This window comes from Microbacterium sp. CJ77 (genome assembly GCF_002911615.1).
Taxonomy (GTDB): domain Bacteria; phylum Actinomycetota; class Actinomycetes; order Actinomycetales; family Microbacteriaceae; genus Microbacterium.
The window spans coordinates 11,158-30,653 of record NZ_PQBR01000004.1 but is presented as its reverse complement, the minus strand read 5'-3'; the positions used below and the strand labels follow the sequence as shown (position 1 = coordinate 30,653).

General features: G+C 70.7%; 17 protein-coding genes. 14 read left to right on the top strand and 3 right to left on the bottom strand.

The window, feature by feature from the left end:
* The first annotated feature begins 6 nt into the window (after nt 1-6).
* On the top strand, nt 7-324 hold the full coding sequence (locus C2868_RS00455) for a hypothetical protein (protein ID WP_036297871.1): 318 nt from the start codon (nt 7-9) through the stop codon (nt 322-324).
* Here the strand turns inward: C2868_RS00455 and C2868_RS00450 are convergent, their stop codons facing one another.
* Nucleotides 325-1,341 (bottom strand): hypothetical protein, encoded by a 1,017-nt coding sequence (locus C2868_RS00450; protein WP_081766240.1) that lies wholly within the window; start codon nt 1,339-1,341, stop codon nt 325-327.
* Between the two features lie 78 nt (nt 1,342-1,419).
* Here C2868_RS00450 and C2868_RS00445 point away from each other — a divergent pair, with 78 nt between their 5' ends.
* On the top strand, nt 1,420-2,004 hold the full coding sequence (locus C2868_RS00445) for a hypothetical protein (RefSeq protein WP_232711316.1): 585 nt from the start codon (nt 1,420-1,422) through the stop codon (nt 2,002-2,004).
* Here C2868_RS00445 and C2868_RS00440 read toward each other — a convergent pair.
* Entirely contained in the window at nt 1,994-2,482 is a 489-nt protein-coding gene (locus C2868_RS00440) for a hypothetical protein (RefSeq protein WP_081766238.1), read from the bottom strand. The genes C2868_RS00445 and C2868_RS00440 overlap by 11 nt on opposite strands.
* 113 nt (nt 2,483-2,595) lie before the next feature.
* Complete coding sequence (locus C2868_RS00435; RefSeq protein ID WP_021010663.1) at nt 2,596-3,117, bottom strand: AAA family ATPase; 522 nt, start codon at nt 3,115-3,117, stop codon at nt 2,596-2,598.
* Between the two features lie 95 nt (nt 3,118-3,212).
* Here C2868_RS00435 and C2868_RS00430 point away from each other — a divergent pair, with 95 nt between their 5' ends.
* From C2868_RS00430 to C2868_RS00375, 12 genes are all read left to right on the top strand, one after another.
* On the top strand, nt 3,213-3,497 hold the full coding sequence (locus C2868_RS00430) for a metal-sensitive transcriptional regulator (RefSeq protein WP_036297866.1): 285 nt from the start codon (nt 3,213-3,215) through the stop codon (nt 3,495-3,497).
* A gap of 46 nt (nt 3,498-3,543) precedes the next feature.
* Nucleotides 3,544-3,897 carry a heavy-metal-associated domain-containing protein gene (locus tag C2868_RS00425; protein WP_051513309.1) on the top strand — a complete coding sequence of 118 codons (354 nt, stop codon included), beginning with the start codon at nt 3,544-3,546 and terminating at the stop codon, nt 3,895-3,897.
* Entirely contained in the window at nt 3,894-6,173 is a 2,280-nt protein-coding gene (locus C2868_RS00420) for a cation-translocating P-type ATPase (RefSeq protein WP_021065010.1), read from the top strand. Before C2868_RS00425 ends, C2868_RS00420 begins: the two co-directional genes overlap by 4 nt.
* A 21-nt stretch (nt 6,174-6,194) precedes the next feature.
* Entirely contained in the window at nt 6,195-6,458 is a 264-nt protein-coding gene (locus tag C2868_RS00415) for a YHS domain-containing protein (protein ID WP_021010667.1), read from the top strand.
* Between the two features lie 29 nt (nt 6,459-6,487).
* Nucleotides 6,488-7,069: a hypothetical protein gene (locus C2868_RS00410; protein ID WP_021065011.1), complete on the top strand. Its 582-nt coding sequence runs from the start codon at nt 6,488-6,490 to the stop codon at nt 7,067-7,069.
* Between the two features lie 154 nt (nt 7,070-7,223).
* Nucleotides 7,224-7,715 carry a DUF6153 family protein gene (locus C2868_RS00405; protein WP_036302050.1) on the top strand — a complete coding sequence of 164 codons (492 nt, stop codon included), beginning with the start codon at nt 7,224-7,226 and terminating at the stop codon, nt 7,713-7,715.
* A 105-nt stretch (nt 7,716-7,820) separates the two neighbouring features.
* Complete coding sequence (locus C2868_RS00400) at nt 7,821-8,456, top strand: DUF305 domain-containing protein (RefSeq protein ID WP_036302052.1); 636 nt, start codon at nt 7,821-7,823, stop codon at nt 8,454-8,456.
* A 196-nt stretch (nt 8,457-8,652) separates the two neighbouring features.
* Nucleotides 8,653-9,510, top strand: a complete 858-nt coding sequence (locus C2868_RS00395; RefSeq protein WP_036302054.1) for a F510_1955 family glycosylhydrolase — start codon at nt 8,653-8,655, stop codon at nt 9,508-9,510.
* Nucleotides 9,511-9,568: 58 nt separating this feature from the next.
* Nucleotides 9,569-12,022 (top strand): phosphoketolase, encoded by a 2,454-nt coding sequence (locus tag C2868_RS00390; protein ID WP_033107645.1) that lies wholly within the window; start codon nt 9,569-9,571, stop codon nt 12,020-12,022.
* Entirely contained in the window at nt 12,019-14,613 is a 2,595-nt protein-coding gene (locus C2868_RS00385; RefSeq protein ID WP_103662760.1) for a cation-translocating P-type ATPase, read from the top strand. Before C2868_RS00390 ends, C2868_RS00385 begins: the two co-directional genes overlap by 4 nt.
* 19 nt (nt 14,614-14,632) lie before the next feature.
* Complete coding sequence (locus tag C2868_RS00380) at nt 14,633-17,839, top strand: HAD-IA family hydrolase (RefSeq protein WP_051513456.1); 3,207 nt, start codon at nt 14,633-14,635, stop codon at nt 17,837-17,839.
* On the top strand, nt 17,839-19,485 hold the full coding sequence (locus C2868_RS00375) for an AarF/ABC1/UbiB kinase family protein (RefSeq protein WP_103662759.1): 1,647 nt from the start codon (nt 17,839-17,841) through the stop codon (nt 19,483-19,485). The genes C2868_RS00380 and C2868_RS00375 overlap by 1 nt, the downstream gene beginning before the upstream one ends.
* Nucleotides 19,486-19,496 lie beyond the last annotated feature (11 nt).

The window sequence follows — 19,496 nt, the reverse complement described above, 5'->3', positions numbered from 1 at the left end:
CCAACCATGGAGATCACCCTGCAGTACTTCGACGGCTGCCCGAACTGGGAAGTACTCGACCGCCGGCTTGCTGAGCTGCTCGACGGTCGATCAGATATCCGCGTCACACGACAGTTGGTCGAGACCGCCGAGCACGCCGAGCGCCTCGGATTCCACGGGTCACCGACCGTCCTCGTCGACGGCGTCGATCCCTTCGCCGACGAGCACACGCCGGTCGGGCTCGCCTGCCGGGTGTTCCGTACCCCTGCCGGGCTGGGAGGCTCTCCGACCGTCGAGCAACTGCGCGAAGCGATTTCCGGCCCGGCTCTGACGGGTGATGCTTGATCAGGGGTGGGTGGAGCGGAGAGCCGGGTAATCGGACCACTCGCCACCGGCGAGACGCGACCATGAGGCAGCGGATGCCGTCGTGATGCCGAGGAGATCCGAGACGATCCGGGGATGCAGTTGCCGGGTGAGCTCGATGAGCGCTGTCGTGCGGGCGCTCCCGGCAAGCAGGCCTTCGGCGCGAAGGCGACGGCTGAGCGGCCCCGGGGTGAGGTGACGGCCCGGGTTCCGGCCGGGGAACAACCACCCTTCAGGATGGCCCTTTGTGGCATCGACGAGCTCGACGATGGCGTCGCCGAGGATCGCGGGGACCTCGATCGGCTCGGCCCCGACGGTGAGCGTCACGGGCCGCGAGCTCGTGTCGACCTGTGCCCGGGTGATCGTGACGATGCGGGTCAGCTGGATCCCGTAGAGCAGCACGAGGAGACCCGCGGCCCGGGTCTTCGGGTCCATGTCGGCATCGGACAGGAACCTGCGGGCCATCTGCCATCGGTGATCAGAGGCGTAGTCTCGCCCCTCGAGGCGATGGGCTCGAAACTCGACCCGAAGGGTGCTCAGCCGGTGTTTTCGCAGCCAACGAGTGAACGGTGCCAGCGCGTCGCGTTGGCTAGGCGAATCGGTCAGATACGCGTCGAGTAGGCGCTGCGGGAACGTCGCCAGCGTCTCCTGCTGCGCCCGGATCTCCCCGAGGAACGCGGCGCAGTACTTCAGTGCAGCCCTCTGCCTCTGGAAGCCGGAAGCAGGGCTGGACGCGCTGCGCAGTGTCCGAGTGGATCGGAGGAGCTCCCAGGTGCAGTAGCGGCGCAGGATCAGCCGGTCCTCGGGATGGTCGATGCCACCGAGCCAGTCGTTGAGCCAGTGGTCGAAGCGCGTGCCCTCGACGTCGAGCTCCGGCAGCACGCCGGAACGGACCAGCAGTGAGAGGAGGAACGCGACCGACTGTCCCGACCGGGCTCGGGTGATGATCGCCTCGGCGGTGAGCGGCAGGGTCCCGTCCGCGAGCTCGCGGAGCACCATCGCGCACTTGCTCTTGTGCAGCCAGCGTTCGAGCGACGCCGCTTTGCCATGGTGCGTGAGCAGATAGTCAGCAAGCGGGTGGAGATCCTCACGGATCTCTCCCGCATCGTCGGCGAGCAGCTGTTGGATCGCGACGGGCCGGCGGCACTCGACGCAGAGGTGCCGCTGGAGGGGCTCGTGATGGGCACTCGCGCCGGGGACCTGGATCCGGGGGTGCTCCTCGCGCTCGGCCGCGCCGGCGTAGCATGGGATCGGCTGGAGGCGCTGCTCACGCGCGAGAGCGGCCTGCGGGCGCTGGCCGGCACCGAGGACATGCGCGACATCCATGCCGCGGCCGCCGCTGGGGATGCGAGCGCCGCCGCTGCGCTCGACGTCTACCATCCCCGGCTGCGCCACTATCTCGGCGCCTACCTCGCCCAGCTCGGCGGAGCGGACGCGATCGTCTTCACCGGCGGCGTCGGCGAGAACGCCGCCGCGACGCGCGCGGCGGTGGTCTCCGGCATGGCGGGCCTGGGCATCCTGATCGACCCGGCACGCAACGAGGCGAGGGCCGACGGGGCGCGAGCGATCTCGGACCCGAGCTCACCGGTCGCCGTGCTGATCGTTCCCACGGACGAGGAGCTCGAGATCGCCCGGCAGTCGCTCGCAGCGGTCAGCGTCTAGCGGTTCGGTCGACGTCGGAGGAGGCGGTCTCGTTCGTCCGATGCCGTCGGATGACGTTCAAGACGAGGACGGTTGCGAGCACCAGTGCCAGCACGAACATGGTCGCGATGAACCACAGGAAGTCCGAGCCGATCAGGATGTTGCTGATGACGAAGCGTCCGAAGGCGACGAGCACCCCGGCCGCCGTGCCGAGGTAGAGCCACAGCGTGCGGCGGGACAGCAGGGACGCGCCGATGCCCAGCAGCACGATCCCGAACCCCGCGATGAAGCCGCCCCAGGTCGAGAAGACGATCCCGAGCCAGTCCACGAATGCCACTGGCAGCGTGGCGGCGTCGATACCCGTATGCCGGATGTCTTCTGGCAGGAGGGAGGGTCGAAGGAACAGGAAGTAGACCCCGATCCCGAGGGTGAAGACGCCGAGCGCGGTCGTGAGAGCGCCGCCTAGCAGGTCCTTCCGGAGACGTTCCTGAGTGGGCATCCGAGACATCCGTCCTGTTCGACCGTGGGGCGCGTTCTCGCCTGGACCTGTGCCGGTGAGATGTGCCCTGGGCCCCAAGCGTTGCACAGGACATCCCGATCGGGCGAGAGCGGTCAGAGCCGGTCCAGGATGAACTGCACCCGCTCGTCGGCGCTGAGGACCGGAACCCGCACGACCGGCAAGGGCAGCGCTTCGTACACCTGGGTCAGCAGTTCGTGGATGCGCTGCTGGGCGGCGGTGTCCTCGGTGCGGGCGTAGTCGGCGGCCAGGGGCAGCAGGTCGAGGATGAACGTCGTGCGGTAGTCGACGTGCTCGAGCGCGGTGAGCAGGGCGGGGTCGGGCTCGAGATCGAGGAAGCGGTAGTAGGCGAGGGAGTCGGGGACGGCCCGGTCGAGGAACACGGTGGCGTCCGGGTCGAGGGCAGCTTCCTCCGCGAGCTGCATGTCCAGGACGCCGCGCTGGAACTGCCGCTGCTTCGCCCGGACCTCCTCGACGGTGCGGCCGGCGATGCGCTGCAGGTCGAGATAGTGCCGGGCATGCTCGATGGTGGTGGTGTAGCCGCGGTCCCGCAGCAGGTTCACGGTGGTGGTCTTGCCCGAGCTGGGCCCGCCGGTGATGACGTACCAGTTGGTCACGTTCGCCCTTTCGCTCTGCCCGCTCCGGGAATATCCTCTTCACGAAGTACCTTATACCGCTATAGGGTATACGATCGACGTCGGAGGTGGCTGAGATGGCACACGGATACGTGGATGACAAGCAGGCGCTGCTGGCGCGGTTGCGTCGAGCGGAGGGGCAGGTGCGCGGGATCGCGCGGATGGTCGACGAGGACGTGTACTGCATCGACATCCTGACCCAGGTCTCGGCGGCGACGAAGGCGCTGGAGTCGGTCGCGCTGACGCTGCTGGAGGACCATCTCGGGCATTGCGTCGCGCAGGCGACCGCGCAGGGCGGCCCGATCGCGGAGGAGAAGCTCCGCGAGGCGAACGCCGCGATCGCGCGGCTGGTCCGCTCCTAGAACGTTCACACCACACGCATCGACACGCTCACGAAAGGAGCACAACATGACCGGACAAGGATTCCAGGACCTCGGCCTGCAGGCGACGAACGGCGGTGGCTGCGCCTGTTGCGCCCCCACCTCCCACGCCGCCACGGCCAACACCACCGCCTCCGCGACGGCGCAACCGGCATCGGGCGAGGTGTCGGCGCAGTTCCTGGTGGAGGGGATGACGTGCTCGCACTGCTTGCGGAGCGTCACCGAGGAGGTCTCCGCGATCGACGGGGTCTCCGGCGTCGAGGTCGACCTGCACGCCGGCGGCGTGTCCACGGTGACCGTGTCCAGCACCGCCCCGGTGGACGCGGAGCGGGTGCGGGAGGCGGTCGAGGAGGCCGGGTACAGCCTCGCCGCAGCCTCATGAGCACGCTGGACGTCGATCTCGACATCACCGGGATGACCTGCGCGTCGTGCGCGACGCGGGTCGAGCGGAAGCTGAACAAGCTGCCCGGGGTGGAGGCGACGGTCAACTTCGCCACCGAGAAGGCCCGCGTGCACTCGGAGGCCCCGGTGCCGGTGGAGGAGCTGATCGCGGCGGTCGAGCAGGCGGGGTACGGAGCGAGCCTCCCAGCCCCGCCTGTGCCCGACACGGCTGAGCAGACCATCCCGCGGGACGATGAGCTGGCGTCGCTGCGGCAGCGGCTGATCGTCTCGGCGGTGCTGGCGGTGCCGGTCGCGGTGCTGTCGATGATCCCCGCCCTGCAGTTCACCTACTGGCAGTGGCTCACGCTCACCCTGGCCGCGCCGGTGGTGGTGTGGGGGGCGTGGCCGTTCCACCGCGCCGCGGCGATCAATGCCCGGCACGGGGCGGCGACGATGGACACTCTGATCAGCGTCGGGGTGCTGGCCGCGTTCGGCTGGTCGCTGTACGCGCTGTTCTTCGGCGGTGCGGGGATGCCGGGAATGCGGATGAGCGTCACCTTCGTCGGCACCCCGCAGGCCGGTGGCCACGAGGTGTACCTGGAGGTCGCCGCGCTGGTGACCGTGTTCATCCTCCTCGGCCGCTACCTCGAGGTTCGTGCCAAGCGGCAGTCCGGCGAGGCCCTGCGCGCCCTGCTGGAGCTCGGCGCCAAGGACGCAGTGATCCTCCGCGAAGGCACTGAGCAGCGCGTCCCCGTCGCACAGCTCGTTCCGGGTGATGTCGTGGTGGTGCGGCCGGGTGAGAAGATCCCCGCCGACGGCCTCGTCACCGAGGGAATGTCCGCGGTGGACGAGTCGATGCTGACCGGCGAGTCCGTGCCGGTCGAAGTCGCCCCCGGCTCCCGCGTGGTCGGCGCGACTGTGAACACCGGCGGGCGCCTGCTCGTGCAGATCACCCGCGTCGGCGCCGACACCGAGCTGGCCCGGATGGCGCGGCTGGTCGAGGAGGCGCAGACCGGCAAGGCCCAGGTGCAGCGCCTCGCCGACCGGGTGTCGGCCGTCTTCGTCCCCATCGTCATTGTCCTCGCCCTGGCCGCGTTCGCCGGGTGGCTGATCGCGGGGGCGCCCTTGGAGGTCGCCTTCACCGCCGCGGTGACCACCCTGATCATCGCCTGCCCGTGCGCGCTGGGGCTGGCGACGCCGACCGCTCTGCTGGTCGGCACCGGCCGCGGCGCCCAGCTGGGCATCCTCATCCGCGGACCCCAGGTGCTCGAGCAGACCCGCCGCATCGACACCGTCGTGCTCGACAAGACCGGCACCATCACCGCCGGCACCATGACCGTCACCGGCATCCACCCCGCTCCCGGCACCGATGAGGCGGAGCTGATCCGGTTCGCCGCGGCGCTCGAGCACGGCTCCGAGCACCCCATCGGCCGCGCCATCACCGCCGCAGCCGACGGCCCGACGGATGCCGTGGAGTCATTCGCCGCCGAGGCCGGTCAAGGCGTGCAGGGCATCGTCGACGGCCGCATGGTCGCCGCCGGCCGCGCCACCTGGATCACCGGGCAATGGGCGATCGCGATCCCCGACGAGCTCGCCGCGACGATCACGGCCGACGAGGCCGCGGGCGCCACCGTGACCGTCGTGGCGTGGGACGGGCAGGCGCGCGGCGCGATCAGCGTCGCCGACACCATCAAGCCCACCAGCCGTGAGGCCATCGCCCGACTGCGCGGGCTCGGGCTGACCCCGATCCTGCTCACCGGCGACAACCCCGGCGCCGCCCGCACCATCGCCGACGACGCCGGCATCGAGGACGTCCGCGCCGGAGTCACCCCGCAGGGCAAACTCGACACCATCCGCGAGCTGCAGGCATCCGGACGGGTGGTCGCGATGGTCGGCGACGGCGTGAACGACGCCGCCGCCCTCGCCCAAGCGGACCTCGGCATCGCAATGGGCACCGGCACCGACGCGGCCATCACCGCCGCGGACCTGACCATCGTCTCCGGCGACCTGCTCCTGGTCCCGGACGCGATCCGGCTCGCCCGCCGCACCCTGGGCACCATCAAGGGCAACCTGTTCTGGGCGTTCGCGTACAACGTCGCCGCGATCCCGGTCGCGATGCTCGCCCTGCTCAACCCCATCCTCGCCGCCGCCGCGATGGCGTTCAGCAGCGTGTTCGTCGTCACCAACAGCCTCCGACTGCGCCGCTTCCGCCTCCTGCCCGCCCCGACGCCCACCGTCCTGACGCCCAGCCGCGACACCACCCCCGTCCACGCCTGACACCCACGCAAGGAGACCGCCATGACGCACGACCACGAGCACCACACCGGCCACGAGCACGCCGCGCACGATCACGGATCCCACGAGCACCATCACCATGAGCCCCCGGCCGGGGCGACCAACCTCGTCACCTGCCCGGTCATGCCCGGCAATCAGGTCGACCCGGCGTGGGCAGAGAAGCGCGGCCTGTTCCGTGACTACGAAGGCGCGCGGTACTGGTTCTGCTGCCCCGAGTGCGGGCCGCTGTTCGACGGCGACCCCGCCCGCTACGCCAACGCCGCCTGACCCACGACGGCAGGGAAAGGGGGCGCGGGATGGATACAGCGGTCGGTCTGGTGCAGGCCTACCTGCGGGTGAACGGGTACTTCACCGTCGCCGAGTACCCGGTGCTGGACGCGACCGGTCCGGACGGGCCGCGCACCGTCACCGACCTGGACATCCTCGCGATCCGACTGCACCACATCCCCGGCGACGACCCCGACCCGGCCCTCGGCGCCCGCCCCGGGGCGCCGGACATGATCGTCGGCGAGGTCAAGGAGGGCGCCCCGAAGCTGAACCCCGCGATGCGCGACCCCGCGGTGCTGGAGGCCGCGTTCGCCCGGTTCGGCTGCTGCACCCCCGCCGACGCGCCCGCCCTCGTCCAGGAGCTGCTGACGGCCGGGCAGGTCCTCGCCCCGGAGGGCCACCTGATCCGCACGGTCGCGTTCGGCAACACCGCCCGCCCCCATCGGTCCGGCTCCTGGCACACCGTCCCCCTCGAGCACATCCTCGACTATCTCCGCGATCACCTCGCCCGCAACTGGGCCGTCGTCGGTCGCACCCAGATCAAGGACGACACCCTCGGGCTGCTGGCTCTGATGGAGAAGGCCCACCGTGCCGGAACGGGCCGCCGATGAGCCGGTTGCCGCGCACCGGTCCCCATCCGGGACCATCGCCCCTGGCCAGGCATCGGTCGGGCGACCAGGCTGGGCAGGACCGCCGTGCGCCCGATCGGCGCCGGCGGGGATCCAGGCACACCGGGGTACGCTGGACGCGGGAAGGAGGTCGGCGGTGAACCACATCCGAACCCTGGTGCACGCCCCATCCGGGCTGCACCGGCTGCTGCTGACCTTCGCGACCGCGCTCCTGCTGATCGCCGGCCTGCTGGCCATGCACACCCTCACCGGCATGCTCACCAGCGGGCACGCCGACACCCCCGCAGCGGCCTCCGAAGCCGCCCATGCCGCGCCCGACTCTGACCTGGGCGGCACCGTCGCGACCGGGAGCATGCTCGAGAACACCATCGGGACAGGCACCGAGGCTTCGGGCGGGCACTGCGAGGGCGACTGCGACAGCTCGGGCGGAATGCCGGACCATTCGATGCTGATGATGGCGTGCGTGCTGGCGCTGCTGGCCGCCACCATCGTGCTGCTCGCCCCGGCGCTGCTGGCCCGCCTGGGCACCGTCCTCGCCCTGCTACGCCTGCACGGGCGGAATGTGCTCACCGCGTTACCGCACCCCCGACCACCTTCCCTCATCGTCCTGTCGATCAGTCGAACCTGATTCCCCGCCCTCCCGTCGCCGCTGTGCCGGGAGATGCTGCGCCGTGCCCGCATACGGCTCGGGAATCAACTCACCATTCGACTGACTAGACAAGGACACCCACCCATGCGTTTCCGCATTCTCGCGCTGAGCACCGCCGCGCTCGCCGCTGCGCTCGTGCTCGCCGGCTGCGCGCCCACCGACGGATCCATGCCCGGCATGGACCACGGCCCCGGCGGCATGACCAGCGGCACCCCCGCCCCCTCCGAGCAGGCATCGTTCAACTCCGCTGACGAGATGTTCGTCACGATGATGATCCCGCACCACGAACAGGCCATCGAGATGGCCGATCAGATCCTGGCCAAGGACGGCATCGACGAGCGGGTCGTGACCCTCGCCGAGCAGATCAAAGCCGCCCAAGGCCCCGAGATCCAGACCATGAAGGGCTGGCTCGAGGACTGGGGAATCCCCTACGACGACTCCATGTCCGACATGGGCGGGATGGGCGGGATGGGCGGCATGGACCACGGCGACGGGATGATGTCCGACGACGACATGGCCGCCCTGGACGCCGCCACCGGGGTCGAGGCGACCCGGCTGTTCCTCGAGGGCATGGTCGGCCACCACCAGGGCGCCGTCACCATGGCCCAGATGGTGCTGAACAACGGCGAGAACCCGGACGTGGCCGCGCTCGCCCAGCAGATCATCGACGGACAGACCGCCGAGATCACCACCATGCAGGACATCCTCGCCACCCTCTGACCCGAACCCCTCGGGCGGGGCCGACCACCCCTGACCTGGCCCCGCCCGAGGCCCGGCGCATCCGTCCTGACCGACAGCGCCGGCCCGTCGAAAGGCCCATCATGACTTCCCGGACTCTGGCCGCGTGCTTCGTGGGCATCATCCTCGCCCTGATCATCCTGTCCGCGGCGACCATTCTCTTCATCCAGGCGATCGCATGAGCAGCAACGCCACCACGATCACGGCCGCTGCCGTCGCCGCTGCTGCGGGCCTGCTGCTGACCGGCTGCACCTCCACGCCGACCGCCACCTCGGCACCCGCCCCGGATACCGGTCTCGGTCATGTGCACGGCATCGTCGACCTCGGCGGGAGCACCGTGCTGCTGGGCGCCCACGCAGGCCTCTACACCCTCACCGACACCGGCGACATCTCCGGCCCCCTGGGAGGCGCGGACTTCGACGCGATGGGCCTGACCGCCGACGGCGACGTCCTCTACGCCTCCGGGCACCCGGGACCGAACACCCCGGCGGAGCTCGGCGAGCACAACCTGGGACTCATCCGAAGCACCGACGCCGGGACCACCTGGGAGCCGGTCGCGTTTACCGGGCAGGAGGACTTCCACGTCCTCACCGCCGGAGACGGTGCGATCCACGGGATCGGGTCCAGCTCGATCACCATCCGCACCAGCACCGACGGCGGGACCACCTGGATCGACGGCGCCGAGCTCCCCGCCGCCGACCTGACCGTCACCACCGACGGCACCCTCTACGCCGCGACGCGGCAGGGCCTGCAGGAGAGCCGGGATGCGGGCGCCACCTTCGACCTCGTCGCGGATGCGCCGCCGCTCTACCTGGTGGAGGCGGACTCCACGGGCGGGCTGGTCGGCGTCGACACCGACGGCACCCTCTGGCGAGTCACCGGCACCGGATCCTGGGACAGCGTCGGTGCCGCCACGGGCACCGTCCAGGCGCTCGGGAACGCAGATGGGGCGGTCGTGCTCGTCGACGACCGCGGCATCGTCTGGATCCACGGCACCGAGACCACCGTCGTCCTCCCGGCAGGGACCGCACAATGACCACTATCACCATGACCACATTCGGCGGCCTCGGCCGCGAACCTCGAGGAGACCGACCATGAGCACCGCACCGGCCCGCTGGGCATACCGCACCACCGCCGTCACCCCGGAACGACTGGAGGAGGTGGATGCGTGGTGGCGGGCGGCGAACTACCTGAGCATCGGGCAGATCTACCTGCTCGACAACCCGCTGCTGCGCGACCCGCTCACCGCGGAGCACATCAAGCCTCGACTACTGGGGCACTGGGGCACCACCCCGGGCCTGAACTTCCTGTACGCCCACCTCAACCGGGCGATCACCGACCGGGATCTGAACACCCTGTACGTGACCGGGCCGGGGCACGGCGGGCCGGGCATGGTCGCCAACGCCTACCTGGACGGCACCTACACGGAGCTGTACCCGCGGATCGACCGCACCGAGGAGGGGCTCAAGGCGCTGTTCCGGCAGTTCTCCTTCCCCGGCGGCATCCCCTCGCACGCGTCCCCGGACACGCCCGGGTCGATCAACGAGGGCGGCGAGCTCGGCTATTCCCTCGTCCACGCCTACGGCGCCGCGTTCGACAACCCGGACCTGCTGGTCGCGTGCGTGATCGGCGACGGGGAGGCCGAGACCGGGCCGCTGGCGACCGCGTGGCACGGCAACAAGTTCCTCAACCCCGCCGCGGACGGGGTGGTGCTACCGATCCTGCACCTGAACGGGTACAAGATCGCCAACCCGACGGTGCTGTCCCGCATCCCCGAGGACGAGCTGGTCGCGCTGCTGCGCGGCTACGGCCACGAGCCGTTCGTGGTCACCGTCGGCTTCGACGGCGAGGACCCGCGGGAGTCCCACGCCCGGTTCGCCGGCGTGCTGGACGAGGTGCTGGACCGGATCGCGGACATCAAGACCGCCGCGGCGGCCGGCACCCTGGAAGGCCGGCCGGCGTGGCCAGCGATCGTGCTGCGCAGCCCGAAAGGCTGGACCTGCCCGCCGGTGATCGACGGGCTCCCCGTGGAGGGCACCTGGCGGTCCCACCAGGTGCCGCTCGCCGAGGTCCGCGACACCCCCGAGCACCTGCAGATCCTCCAGGACTGGCTGGCCTCCTACCGGCCCGACGAGCTCTTCGACGCCGACGGCGCCCCGTTCCCCGCCACGGTCGCCGCCGCCCCGGCCGGAGCGCGGCGGATGAGCGCTAACCCGGTCGCGAACGGCGGGCAGCTGACCGTCCCGCTGCGCCTGGGCGACTTCCGCGACCACGCCCACCCGGTCGACCCCGAGGCGCGAGGCACGGGAACGGCGGAGGCGACCCGGATGCTCGGCGAATGGCTCGCCGACGTGATCCGGCACAACCCGGACAACTTCCGCATCTTCGGCCCCGACGAGACCGCCTCCAACCGGCTCGCCCCGCCCGTGTTCGAGGCCACCGGCAAGCAGTGGAACGCGACCGTGCTGCCGGTGGACGAGCATCTGGCGCCGACCGGGCGGGTGATGGAGGTGCTCAGCGAGCACCAGTGCCAGGGCTGGCTCGAAGGGTACGTCCTCACCGGCCGGCACGGCCTGTTCAACTGCTACGAGGCGTTCACGCACATCGTCGACTCGATGTTCAACCAGCACGCCAAATGGCTCGAAGCCGCCAGCGAGGTGCCCTGGCGGGAACCGGTGCCGAGCTTCAACTACCTGCTCTCCAGCCACGTCTGGCGGCAGGACCACAACGGGTTCAGCCACCAGGACCCCGGGTTCATCGACCTCGCCCTGAACAAGAGCCCCGACATCGTCCGCGTCTACCTCCCGTTCGACGCGAACACGCTGCTGTCCACCTACGACCACTGCCTGCGCTCCACCGGCTACATCAACGTCGTCGTCGCCGGAAAGCAGCCCGCCCCGCAGTGGCTCACCATGGACGAGGCGATCGAGCACTGCACCCGGGGCCTGGGCATCCTGCCCTGGGCCGGCACCGAGACCGAGGGCGCCGAGCCGGACGTGGTGCTCGCCGCCGCCGGCGACGTGCCCACCCTCGAGGTGCTCGCCGCGGCCGCGTTGCTGCGCGAGCACATCCCTGACCTGTCCGTGCGGGTCGTGAACGTGGTCGACCTGACCCGTCTGCAATCCGAGGACCAGCACCCGCACGGCCTGCCGGACCGGGAGTTCGACGCGATCTTCACCCCCGACAAGCCGGTGATCTTCGCCTACCACGGCTACCCGTGGCTGATCCACCGTCTCACCTACAAGCGCGCCGGGCACCAGAACCTGCACGTCCACGGCTTCGTGGAGAAGGGCACCACCACGACCCCGTTCGACATGGTCATGCTCAACGACCTCGACCGCTACCGGCTCGCGATCGACGTCCTCGACCACGTCCCGGGCCTTGCCGCGACCCACGCGCAGCTGCGGCAGGAACTCGTCGACGCCCGCCTGCGCGCCCGCGCCCACACCCGCGAGCACGGCACCGACATCCCCGCCGTCGCCGACTGGCGCTGGCCCCACCCCGACACCGACCTGAACCGCCCCTCCACCGCGAAGGAAATCCGATGACCGACACCAAGACCGTGACCCTGCAGGTCAGCGGCATGATCCGCGCGACCTCCAAGAACGTCACCGAAGCCCACCTCGCCCGCCAGCCGGGCGTCCTGTCCGTCGACGCGAACCCGGTCTCCCAGACCGCGACCGTCACCTACGACCCGCAGACCACCTCGGTCGCGCACCTGCAGCAGTGGGTGATCGAATGCGGCTACCACTGCGCCGGGCAGTCCGTCCCGGACCACATCTGCGACCCCGCCCACGAACCTCACGAGCACGCCGAGCACCACGACCACGCCGAGCACGATGCCCACGCCGAGCATGACGCGCACGACGGCTATCAGGAGCACGCCGAGCACGAGGGACGCGCGGTCTCCACCGGTCATGACACCCCGGCGGGGCACGAGCACCCGCACCCGGCAGCGGACCACGCGGACCACTCCGCCATGGACGCCGGCGCGCATGCCGGTCACGCTCCGGCCACCGAGGGCGGACACGATCACGGGGCTCAGCCGGCCGGCCGCAGCGCGCAGGATGTGATGGGCCACGGCGGGCATCACGGCGGCATGTCGATGGACGCGATGATCCGGGACATGCGCAACCGGTTCCTGGTCGCGTTGATCCTGTCGATCCCGATCACCTTGTGGTCCCCGATCGGCCGGGAGGTGCTCGGCTTCGAGGTGCCGGCCCCGTTCGGGCTGCGCGACGACGTGTTCATGCTGATCGTGTCGCTGCCGGTGATCTTCTACTCGGCCTGGATCTTCTTCGACGGCGCCTACCGGGCTCTGCGGGCCCGCACCCTGGACATGATGGTGCTGGTCGCGGTCGGTGTCGGCGCCGGCTGGATCTACAGCCTGGTCATCACCCTCACCGGCGGCGGCGAGGTCTTCTACGAGGCGGCGACCGTGCTGGCCACCTTCGTGCTGCTCGGCCACTGGGTCGAGATGCGCGCCCGGGGAGGTGCGAACGACGCCATCCGCCGGCTGCTGGAGCTCGCGCCCGCCCGCGCGGTCGTCCTCCGCGACGGCGAGGAGGTCGAAATCCCCACCTCCGAGGTCGTCCCCGGCGACCTCATGCTCATCCGCCCCGGCGCGAAGGTCCCCACCGACGGCGTCGTCGAGGACGGCGAGTCCGAGATCGACGAGTCGATGGTCACCGGCGAGTCCATGCCGGTCGAGAAGGCGCCCGGCTCGGAGGTGATCGGGGCGACCGTGAACACCGTCGGCACGCTCCGGGTGCGTGCCACGAAGGTCGGCGCGGACACCGCGCTGGCGCAGATCGTGAAGCTGGTGCAGGAGGCGCAGAACTCCAAGGCCCCCGGCCAGCGCCTCGCCGACCGGGCCGCGTTCTGGCTCGTTCTGCTCGCCCTCGTCGGCGGCACCCTGACCTTCCTGGTGTGGTTCCTCGCCGGGGCGGAGCTGCCGATGGCGATCCTGTTCGCGATCACCGTCGTCGTCATCACCTGCCCCGACGCCCTCGGGCTCGCCACGCCGACCGCGATCATGGTCGGCACCGGCCTGGGCGCCAAGCGTGGTGTCCTGTTCAAGAACGCCACCGGCATCGAGACCGCCGCGCACATCGACACCGTCGTGCTGGACAAGACCGGCACGCTCACCAAGGGCGAGCCGGAGGTCACCGACTACATCCCCATCGGCATGGACGACCTGGAGCTGCTCGCCCTCGCCGCGGCGCTCGAGCGGGAGTCGGAGCACCCGCTGGCCAAGGCGATCGTCACCTACGCCGAGAGCCGGAACATCCCGCGCCGCACCGCGTCCGCGTTCCGCAACGTCACCGGGCAGGGCGCGATCGCCACCGTGGACGGGAAGCACGTGGTGCTCGGCAACGCCCGGCTGATGGCCGCGCAGGGCATCGACACCGGCCCGGTCGTCTCGCAGCAGCAGGCCCTCGCGGACGGCGGCCGCACCGCGATCATGTTCGCCGTCGACGGGCAGATCGCCGGCGTGATCGCCCTCGCCGACGCCCCCCGCGACACCGCGAAAGCCGCGATCGACGCACTCCACGAGCAGGGCATCGAGGTGGCGATGCTCACGGGCGACAACAAGCCCACCGCCGAGCGCATCGCCTCGCTGCTGGGCATCGACACCGTGATCGCCGACGTGCTCCCCGAGGACAAGTCCGCCAAGATCGCCGAGCTCCAGGCATCCGGCAAGAAGGTCGCGATGGTCGGCGACGGCGTCAACGACGCCCCCGCCCTCGCCCAGGCGGACCTCGGCATCGCGATCGGCGCCGGCACCGACGTCGCCATCGAGACCGCCGATGTCGTCCTGATGCGCTCCGACCCGCTGGACGTGGCGATCGCGCTGAAGATCGGGAAGGGCACGCTGCGGAAGATGCGGCAGAACCTCGGCTGGGCCATCGGCTACAACGCGATCGCGCTGCCGATCGCCGCCGGCGTGTTCTACCCCGCGTTCGGGATCATGCTCTCCCCGGAGATCGCCGCCATCAGCATGTCCGGCTCCAGCGTGATCGTCGCCGTCAACGCGCTCCTGCTCAAGCGGCTCCGGCTGCCCGCCCAGCAGGCCCCCGCGGCCCCGGCAGAGGCGAGCAGCCTCGCCCCGGCGTCGACGCCCGGCGGCGCCTCATGACCGGACGCGAGGCGCCGCGATGACTCCGCGGTCGGCAGAGCGCGGGACTCACCACCTCGATGCCGTCTACGACGCGGTGCTGTTCGACATGGACGGCGTGGTCACGAACACCGCCGCGATCCATGCCGCCGCGTGGAAGCAGCTGTTCGACGAGGTGCTGCGAGACCCGCGTGTGCAGGTGGACGACCCCGAGACGACCTTCGACCCGGTCGCCGACTACCGCCGCTATGTGGATGGGCGAACCCGCGAGGACGGGGTATCGGCGTACCTGACGGCCCGTGGGATCGCCCTGGACGCCGGAGATCCCGACGACCCACCAACGGCGTGGACGATCGCGGGGCTCGCGGCGCGCAAGAACGAGCTGTTCCTGGCGGAGCTGGGCACCCGCGGGCTGCGCGTCTATCCGGGCACCGTGGCGCTGCTGCATCGCCTGCGGGGCGCGGCCGTTCCGGTCGGGCTGGTCACCGCGAGCCGGAACGCGCACCAGATGCTCGCCGCCGCAGGACTGGCCGGCTGCTTCGACACCGTGGTGGACGGCCGGATCGCGCTCTCGCATCACCTGAAAGGCAAGCCGGATCCCGCCATGTTCGTCGAGGCGGCCCGGCGACTGGGTGTCGCCGCGGCCCGCACCGCGGTCGTCGAGGACTCGGTCGCCGGCGTGGCGGCCGGGAGGCGCGGAGGCTTCGGCTTCGTCGTCGGCATCGACCGCGCCGGAGCGCGGGAGCAGCTCGAGGCCGCGGGCGCCGACCTCGTCCTGGCCGATGTCGCCGAGCTCGACCTGGGCGTCTCCACCACGGATCCGTGGCAGCTGGTCTACGACGGCTTCGACCCCGCGCACGAAGGGCACCGGGAGGCGCTCACCGCGCTGGGCAACGGCTACCTGGCCACCCGGGGCGCCCGGCCCGAGCACCACGACGACGGCATCCACTATCCCGGCACCTACCTCGCCGGCGTGTACAACCGACTGGCGAGCACCATCCACGGGCGCGAGCTCGAGGAGGAGCATCTCGTCAACACTCCCAACTGGCTTCCGGTGGACCTCCGCCTCGGAGACGGGCCGTGGCTGTCCACCGGCCAGGTCGTGACGCACAGCGAACGACGCGAGCTCGACCTGCGCCGCGGCCTGGTCGTCCGCCGCGCGGTCCTCACCGCTCCGAACGGGGATCGACTCGACTTCGTGCAGACGACGTTCACCTCCCTGGACGAGCCTCACCTGGCCGTGCTGGAAACCACGCTCACCGCCCCCGACTGGAGCGGCACGGTCACCCTCCGCGCCGGGATCGACGCCGGCGTGCGCAACAGCAACGTGGCCGCGTATCTCGGATCGGACGCCACCCACCTCACGCAGCCGACGTTCCGCCAGGTCGGCGACACCACCCTCTGCGAGGTGCGGACCCGGCAGAGCCGGGTCCACATCGCCACCGCCGTCCGCTCGACCCTCACCGGAACCGACAGCGCGACCGATCACCGCATCGACACGCCATCGCAGCACACCCGGGAGCTGCGCATCCCTCTGGAGCAGGGTCGACCGGTCACCCTCACCAAGACGGCCGCGATCTACACCTCCCACGATCGGGCCATCAGCGAGCCGGGTGGTGCCGCCCTGACCCTGCTCACCGAACGCGGTGGCGACGTCGAGGCGCTGCGGGAACGCCACGCGGCGGCGTGGCGGCGACTCTGGGAACGCTTCGCGGTCACCCTGGACGCCGACACGCACAGCCGACTCATCCTGAACCTGCACGTCTTCCACCTGCTCCAGACCCTCTCGCCGCACACCGTCGAGCTCGACGCCGGGGTGCCCGCCCGCGGCCTGCACGGCGAGGGGTATCGGGGGCACGTCTTCTGGGACGAGGTGTTCGTCCTGCCCGTGATCGCTCTGCGCACGCCCGAGATCAGCCGGGCGCTGATCGACTACCGCTGGCGGCGACTGGACGCCGCCCGCGCCGCGGCGACCGCCGCCGGACTCCGCGGAGCCCTCTTCCCCTGGCAGAGCGGCAGCGACGGTCGCGAGGAGACGCCCGAGGCGCTCTACAACCCGCGCTCCGGTCGGTGGATGCCGGACAACTCCCACCGTCAACGCCACGTCGGCCTCGCCATCGCCTACAACGCCTGGCAGCACTACCAGGCCACCGGCGACCTCGAGTGGCTCGCCGAACGCGGCGGCGAGCTCATCATCGAGGTCGCCCGCCTGTTCGCCTCGCTCGCCGAGCACGACACTGCCACCGACCGCTTCCACATCGCCGGGGTGATGGGACCCGACGAGTTCCACGACGGCGCCCCGGACGCTCCCGGCAGCGGCCTGCGCGACAACACGTACACCAACGTCCTCGCCTCGTGGGTCGCCACGCGAGCGGCCCGGACACTCGCCCTGCTCCACGGGCACCGCGGCGAGGGCCTCCGCGACCGGCTCCGCGTCACCGACGAGGAGATCGCGGGGTGGGCCCGGCTCAGCACACGACTGGCGGTGGGGTTCCACCGCGACGGCATCCTCACCCAGTTCGACGGCTACGAGAGCCTGCAGGAGCTGGACTGGGACCACTACCGCGAGGAGTACGGGAACATCGGCCGGCTCGATCTCATCCTCGAGTCCGAGAACGACAGCACCAACCGGTACAAGCTCGCCAAGCAGCCCGACGTCGTCATGCTGGTCTACCTGCTCGGTCACGACGGGCTCCGGGCGCAACTCGCCACGCTCGGCTACCCGTTCTCCGAGCAGGACCTGACCCGCACGGTCGAGTACTACCTCGCCCGCACCGCCAACGGGTCGACGCTCAGCCGAGTCGTGAACGCCTCCGTCCTGGCCGGCATCGACCCGTCCCGCTCCTGGATCGCGTTCCGCGAGGCGCTGATCGCCGATCTCGACGACTCCCAGGGCGGCACCACCCGCGAAGGGATCCACCTCGGCGCGATGGCCGGCACCATCGACCTGCCCGTCCGCTCCTTCGCCGGCATGGCCCTCGGTGACGACGAGCTCGTCTTCGCCCCCCGACTGCCGCCGAACCTCACCCGGGTCGGGTTCCAGATCCGATACCGCGGCCACCTCGTCGACGTGATGCTCCGTGACCGCAGCCTGGAGCTTCGCGTGCACGCCGGCTCAGCACCCGCGATCCACGTGCGCGTCGGCGCGGTCGCCGTGCCGCTCTCGGCCGGACAGACCAAGACGTTCGCGATCGGCCCGGGCACCTCGGCCCGCGACGCGACCAACCGCGAAGGAGGCCTCGACTGATGAGCACGCATCGGAGCCGGTATCGGCGCATCGCCACCATCCTCGAGCACCACGGACTCGGGCTCGGCCTCGGGCTGCTCGGACTGGAGAAGTGGATTCCCTTCAACAAAGGCGTTCTCGGGCATGCGCGCCGGGACGAGCCCTACACCAGTCCGGAACACCTCCGACTCGCCCTCGAGGAGCTCGGACCGACCTTCATCAAACTCGGCCAGCTGCTGTCCACCCGCAACGACCTGCTGCCCGCCGCTTACCTCGCCGAGTTGGTCAAGCTTCAGGACGCCGCGCCGCCCGAGGCCTGGGAGCCGATGAAGGCGGTGATCCGCGAGGAGCTCGGCGCGGACCCCGAACAGCTCTTCGCACAGTTCGACCCGCAACCGCTGGCCGCCGCGTCGATCGGGCAGGCATACGCCGCGACCCTTCACGACGGCACCCAGGTCGTCGTGAAGGTCCGCCGACCCGGCGCGGTCGCCCAGATCCACGAAGACCTGGAGATCCTGCAGAACCTCGCCGAGCGCGCCGACAAGCGGTGGGATGCCGCCCGCCAGTACAACCTGCCGGGCATCGTCGAGGAGTTCTCCCGCACGCTGCGCGCCGAGCTCGACTATCTGCAGGAGGGCCGGAACGCGGAGCGGTTCGCCGCCGACTTCGCCGACTCACCCGACGTCGCCGTCCCTCAGGTGTTCTGGGAGACGACCACGTCACGCGTGCTGACCCTGGAACGGATGCACGGCATCCGAGTCGACGACCTGCCCGCCCTGGACGCGGCCGGCATCGACCGGAACCAGCTGGCCAGGCGAGGCGCAGACCTCATCCTCACCATGGTGTTCGAGAACCGCTTCTTCCACGCCGACCCGCACCCGGGCAACCTGTTCATCCAAACCGACGGATCCATCGCCCTCATCGACTTCGGCATGGTCGGCCAACTCGACGAAGAGGTCACCGAGCAGCTCTCCGACGTGCTGCTCGCCTTCACCCGCGGAGACTCCAACGCGCTCGCCACCGCCCTGCTCGCGCTCTCGATCACCAAGAACACCTCCGACCGCGGCGAGCTCGGCCGCTCCCTGGACGTCTTCGTGTCGCGGTATCTCGGACGCCCCCTGTCCGACATTAACCTCAGCCACCTGCTCGGAGAGCTGCTCGCCCTGCTGCGACACCACCACCTCCAGCTGCCGCAGCAGACCGCTCTGCTGTTCAAGGTCCTGATGGTGGGCGAGGCACTGGCGGCACGGCTCGACCCCGAGTTCGAGATGCTGCAGGCGCTCACCCCCTTCTCGGAGCGGATCGTGCAGCGACAGTTCTCCCTCCCCGCCCTGGCGAAACGCTGGGCACAGGCATCCGCGGATGCCGGAGCACTGCTGCTCGAGCTGCCCGGAACACTCAAGCAGCTCCGGCGGGTGCTGGAGAACGGCGGCCTCGAGGTGCACCTGCGCGCGGCCGAACTGGAACCGCTCGTGGGACGGGCTGAACGGATCGGCAATCGCCTGATCGCCGGCATGATCACCGCCGCCCTGATCAACGGCATCGGCGAACTCGTCAGCGGGAACACGAGATGGCGCTCGCGGGAAGGCGTCATGATTGGCGCCGGCGCGAGCGTGGTCACCGCACTCGGCGGCTACCTGCTCTGGACCACGCGGCGACGGCGATGACCGCCGCGGCT

Excerpts from the sequence above, each read along its gene's own strand:
- C2868_RS00450 (WP_081766240.1), bottom strand. The coding sequence starts at position 1,341 with ATGGTGCTCCGCGAGCTCGCGGACGGGACCCTGCCGCTCACCGCCGAG.
- C2868_RS00390 (WP_033107645.1), top strand. The coding sequence starts at position 9,569 with ATGAGCACCGCACCGGCCCGCTGGGCATACCGCACCACCGCCGTCACC.
- C2868_RS00395 (WP_036302054.1), top strand. The coding sequence starts at position 8,653 with ATGAGCAGCAACGCCACCACGATCACGGCCGCTGCCGTCGCCGCTGCT.
- C2868_RS00410 (WP_021065011.1), top strand. The coding sequence starts at position 6,488 with ATGGATACAGCGGTCGGTCTGGTGCAGGCCTACCTGCGGGTGAACGGG.
- C2868_RS00415 (WP_021010667.1), top strand. The coding sequence starts at position 6,195 with ATGACGCACGACCACGAGCACCACACCGGCCACGAGCACGCCGCGCAC.
- C2868_RS00380 (WP_051513456.1), top strand. The coding sequence starts at position 14,633 with ATGACTCCGCGGTCGGCAGAGCGCGGGACTCACCACCTCGATGCCGTC.
- C2868_RS00455 (WP_036297871.1), top strand. The coding sequence starts at position 7 with ATGGAGATCACCCTGCAGTACTTCGACGGCTGCCCGAACTGGGAAGTA.
- C2868_RS00375 (WP_103662759.1), top strand. The coding sequence starts at position 17,839 with ATGAGCACGCATCGGAGCCGGTATCGGCGCATCGCCACCATCCTCGAG.
- C2868_RS00430 (WP_036297866.1), top strand. The coding sequence starts at position 3,213 with ATGGCACACGGATACGTGGATGACAAGCAGGCGCTGCTGGCGCGGTTG.
- C2868_RS00385 (WP_103662760.1), top strand. The coding sequence starts at position 12,019 with ATGACCGACACCAAGACCGTGACCCTGCAGGTCAGCGGCATGATCCGC.
- C2868_RS00420 (WP_021065010.1), top strand. The coding sequence starts at position 3,894 with ATGAGCACGCTGGACGTCGATCTCGACATCACCGGGATGACCTGCGCG.
- C2868_RS00440 (WP_081766238.1), bottom strand. The coding sequence starts at position 2,482 with ATGCCCACTCAGGAACGTCTCCGGAAGGACCTGCTAGGCGGCGCTCTC.
- C2868_RS00400 (WP_036302052.1), top strand. The coding sequence starts at position 7,821 with ATGCGTTTCCGCATTCTCGCGCTGAGCACCGCCGCGCTCGCCGCTGCG.
- C2868_RS00425 (WP_051513309.1), top strand. The coding sequence starts at position 3,544 with ATGACCGGACAAGGATTCCAGGACCTCGGCCTGCAGGCGACGAACGGC.